General features: G+C 74.4%; 4 protein-coding genes. All 4 read left to right on the forward strand.

What is annotated here, in order from left to right; translation table 11 throughout:
- Window positions 1–207: 207 nt before the first annotated feature.
- The 4 genes from ACJA3G_RS31895 to ACJA3G_RS31910 all read left to right on the forward strand — a co-directional run bounded on the left by ACJA3G_RS31895 (window position 208) and on the right by ACJA3G_RS31910 (window position 3,917).
- On the forward strand, window positions 208–1,140 hold the full coding sequence (locus ACJA3G_RS31895) for an ABC transporter ATP-binding protein (protein ID WP_406556526.1): 933 nt from the start codon (window positions 208–210) through the stop codon (window positions 1,138–1,140).
- 3 nt (window positions 1,141–1,143) lie between these two features.
- Entirely contained in the window at window positions 1,144–1,920 is a 777-nt protein-coding gene (locus ACJA3G_RS31900) for an ABC transporter permease (RefSeq protein ID WP_406556527.1), read from the forward strand.
- Between the two features lie 97 nt (window positions 1,921–2,017).
- A complete protein-coding gene (locus ACJA3G_RS31905) occupies window positions 2,018–3,283 on the forward strand; it encodes a sensor histidine kinase (RefSeq protein WP_406556529.1) in 1,266 nt (421 codons plus the stop codon).
- A complete protein-coding gene (locus ACJA3G_RS31910) occupies window positions 3,276–3,917 on the forward strand; it encodes a response regulator (RefSeq protein ID WP_406556528.1) in 642 nt (213 codons plus the stop codon). The genes ACJA3G_RS31905 and ACJA3G_RS31910 overlap by 8 nt, the downstream gene beginning before the upstream one ends.
- Window positions 3,918–4,020: the final 103 nt, after the last annotated feature.

A 4,020-nucleotide genomic window follows, 5' to 3' on the forward strand; every position in this document is an offset into this window, starting at 1 on the left:
GGAGGAGCCGGCGGGGGCGTCCGGGGACGCGGCTGGGAGTTCGGGTATCTCTGGCATCAACCATCGAGCCTAAGCTCCACCACCCACGACGCCCACCGGCTTTTTGACCCGGGACCGAGGTCGTACCCGGTATCAACCGATCGGTTGACGCGCGGTCGAGCGCGTTGGGCGATGTGGCCGGTCCCCGCGCCGGGCGACGCTTTCCCCATGCCCATCATCGAAGTCAGCGCACTGCGCAAGACGTACGGCCGCGCCACCGCCGTCGACGGCGTCACCTTCGCCGTCGAGGAGGGCGAGATCTTCGGCGTCCTCGGCCCCAACGGCGCGGGCAAGACCACGACCGTGGAGTGCGTCGAGGGCCTGCGCGTCCCGGACGGCGGTACGGTCCGGGTCGCCGGGTTCGACCCCGTCGCCGACCGCGCCGAGGTCACCCGCGTCCTCGGCGCCCAGCTCCAGGAGGGCGAGCTCCAGCCCAAGCTCACCGTCCGCGAGGCGCTCGACCTGTACGCCGCGTTCTACCCGGCACCGGCCGACTGGCGCCCGCTGGCCGAACGCCTGGGCCTCGGCGACCGGTTGGGGGTGCGGTTCGCCAAGCTCTCCGGTGGCCAGAAGCAGCGCCTGTTCATCGCGCTGGCGCTCATCGGCCGGCCCCGGGTGGTCGTGCTGGACGAGCTGACCACGGGCCTCGACCCGCACGCCCGCCGCGACACCTGGGAGCTCATCGAGGACATCCGCCGCGGCGGGGTCACCGTCCTGCTGGTCACCCACTTCATGGAGGAGGCCCAGCGCCTCTGCGACCGGATCGCGGTCATCGACAGGGGCCGGGTGGTCGCCCTGGACACCCCGTCCGGGCTGATCGGCCGGGCGGGCGGCGCCACGGCCGTCTCGTTCACCCCCTCCGCCCCGCTCGACGAGGACCTGCTCCGTGCGCTGCCCCCCGTCTCCGGCGTGGAGCGTGAGGGCGCGCGGATCACCGTCCACGGGAGCGACGACACGGTCAACGCGGTGCTGACACTGCTGGCCCGCCACCGGATCACCGCCCACCAGCTCCGGGTCACCGAGGCGACGCTGGACGACGCGTTCCTGGGCCTGACCACGAGCACCGAGAACGCCGACGCCCCGCACCGAAAGGCCGGTTGAGCCATGTCGATCACCACACCCGCCGCCGCGACCGCCTCCCCCTCCCCGGCCGCCGCCGTCCTGCGGGCCGAACTGCGCCTCTTCCGCCGCGAACCCGCCGGCCTCTTCTGGATCATGGCGTTCCCCACCCTGCTCCTCGTCGTGCTCGGCTCCATCCCCTCCTTCCGCGAACCCTCCGACTCGCTGGGCGGGCTGCGGACCGTGGACCTCTACGTACCGGTGAGCGTGCTCCTCGCGATGGTGATGGCCGGACTCCAGGCGATGCCGCCGGTGCTCACCGGCTACCGCGAACGCGGGATCCTGCGCCGGATGTCCACCACGCCCGTCCGGCCCGCCGCGCTGCTCTCCAGCCAGATGGCGCTGCACGGCGCCGCCGCGCTGGTGTCGGTCCTGCTCTCGATCGCGGTGGGCCGGCTCGCCTTCGGCGTACCGCTGCCGCGCCAGGCGTTCGGATACCTGCTCGCGCTCGCCCTGTCGGTGGTGGCGGCGCTCTCCCTGGGCGCCCTGGTCTCGGCGCTGTCCCGGACCGCGAAGACCGCCAACTCCGCCGGTGCCGCGCTGTTCTTCCCGATGATGTTCACCGCCGGGCTGTGGCTGCCGGTGCGGGCCATGCCGCATCTGCTCGCCCGGGTCGTGGAGTGCCTCCCCTTCGGGGCGGCGGCCCAGGCGCTGACGCGGGCGGGGGCGGGCGACTGGCCGGGCTGGACGCAACTGGGCGTCCTCACGCTGTGGACGGCGGTGCTCTGCGGCGCCGCGGTCCGCTGGTTCCGCTGGGAGTGACGGCGCCGTGGACGGGCGGGACGGCCGGAGCGCGGGCCGGGCCGGACAGCCGCGGGTGTACGACACTGGGCCGACGGACGACGGGGAGGCGGAGGCGATGGCGAGCAGCGCGGCTGTACGGGTCCGGGTCGACGAGCGGTGGGCGCTGTTCCACCGCTGGGGCCCCTTCGGGCTGCTCGGCTTCGCCACGCTGGCCTCGACCGCCACCGCCGGCTCGATCATGAGTCCCGGGGAGCGGTGGGCCGCGGCCGTGCTGGTCGGCGTGGCCCTGGTCCTCCAGATCGGCTGGGACCGGACCCGGCCGCGCCGCCCCCAGGGCGCCCCGTCCGCCGCGAGCGCCGGCTACTACCTCGTGCGCTGGGGGATCTGCTTCGCGCTCACCTGGCTGAACCCGTTCTTCGCCTTCTACGCGGTCGTCGGCTACTTCGGGGCCGATCTGCTGCTGCCGCGCCGCTGGGTGCGGGTCGGCCTGTGTGCCACCGCCGTCACCATGGCGGGCTCGCAGGCCGGCGGGCTGCCGCCGCGCGGCGGCACCGGCTGGGTGGTCTTCGCGGCGCTGTTCGCCGTCAACGTCGTCCTGTTCACGGTCTTCAACCATCTGGCCGCCCAGGAGGACGAGCGGGCCCGGGTCCAGGCCGTCACCATCGCCGAGCTGGAGCGGGCCAACGCCCGCCTCCAGCAGGCGCTCGACGAGAACGCGGCGCTCCACGCCCAGCTCCTCGTCCAGGCCCGTGAGGCGGGCGTGGCCGACGAGCGGCGCCGGCTGGCCGCCGAGATCCACGACACCATCGCCCAGGGACTGACCGGGATCATCGCCCAGCTCCAGGTGGTGACGGCCACTCAGGATCCGGCGGCGGTACGGGAACACCTGGCCAGCGCCCAGGCCCTGGCCCGCGCCAGCCTCGGCGAGGCGCGCCGCTCGGTGCAGAACCTCAGCCCCGTGGCCCTGGAGCACGACGGGCTGCCCGAGGCGCTGAAGAAGACGGTGGTGGAGTGGGGCGAACGCCACGGCGTACGGGCCGAGTTCACGGTCACCGGCACGGCCGAGCCGCTGCACGAGGAGATCGAGGCGACCCTGCTGAGGATCGCCCAGGAGGCGCTGGCGAACGCGGGGCGGCACGCGCGGGCGAGCCGGGTGGGCGTGACTCTCTCCTACATGGGCGACGAGGTGTCCCTCGACGTACGCGACGACGGCCGCGGCTTCGACCCCGCGGCCCTGCCGCCGCGCTCCGGCACGGGCGGCTTCGGCCTCGACGGGATGCGGGCCCGCGCCGAGCGGATCGCGGGCACGGTGACGGTGGAGAGCGAGCCCGGCCATGGCACCGCGGTGTCGGCGGGCGTACCGTTGGTCCGCCATGGCTGAAGAGACCCCCATCACGCTGCTGATCTGCGACGACCATCCCGTGGTACGGGACGGTCTGCGCGGCATGTTCGCCTCCGCACCGGGCTTCGAGGTCCTCGGCGAGGCACCCGACGGCGTCCGGGGGGTGGAGCTGGCGGAGCGTCTGGACCCGGACGTGGTCCTGATGGACCTGCGGATGCCGGGCGGCGGGGGAGTGGCGGCGATCGCGGAGCTGACGCGGCGCGGGCTGCGGGCCAAGGTCCTCGTCCTGACCACCTACGACACGGACTCGGACACGCTCCCCGCGATCGAGGCGGGCGCGACGGGCTATCTGCTGAAGGACGCGCCGCGCGAGGAGCTGTTCACGGCGGTACGGGCCGCGGCGGCGGGCCGCACGGTCCTGTCCCCGGCGGTCGCGTCCCGCCTGGTCTCCCGGGTCCGCACCCCCGCGCGCCCCGACGAGGCGCTGTCCGCCCGCGAACGCGAGGTCCTGCGGCTGGTGGCGCAGGGCACCTCCAACCGCGAGATCGCCCGGGTGCTGTTCATCAGCGAGGCGACGGTCAAGACGCATCTGACGCATGTGTACGCCAAGCTCGACGTCAAGGACAGGGCGGCGGCGGTGGCCGTCGGCTACGACCGCGGCATCCTGGGCTGAACCGCCCTCCCCGGGCCGCCGGGGCGGACATCCTCAGCCCGTCACGCGCAGCACCTGCACCGACCGCGCCCCCACCGCCACCTCCGCCCCGCCCCGGTGGGCC

The sequence above is a fragment of the Streptomyces sp. YS-3 genome (assembly GCF_045257485.1).
Classification (GTDB): Bacteria; Actinomycetota; Actinomycetes; order Streptomycetales; family Streptomycetaceae; genus Streptomyces.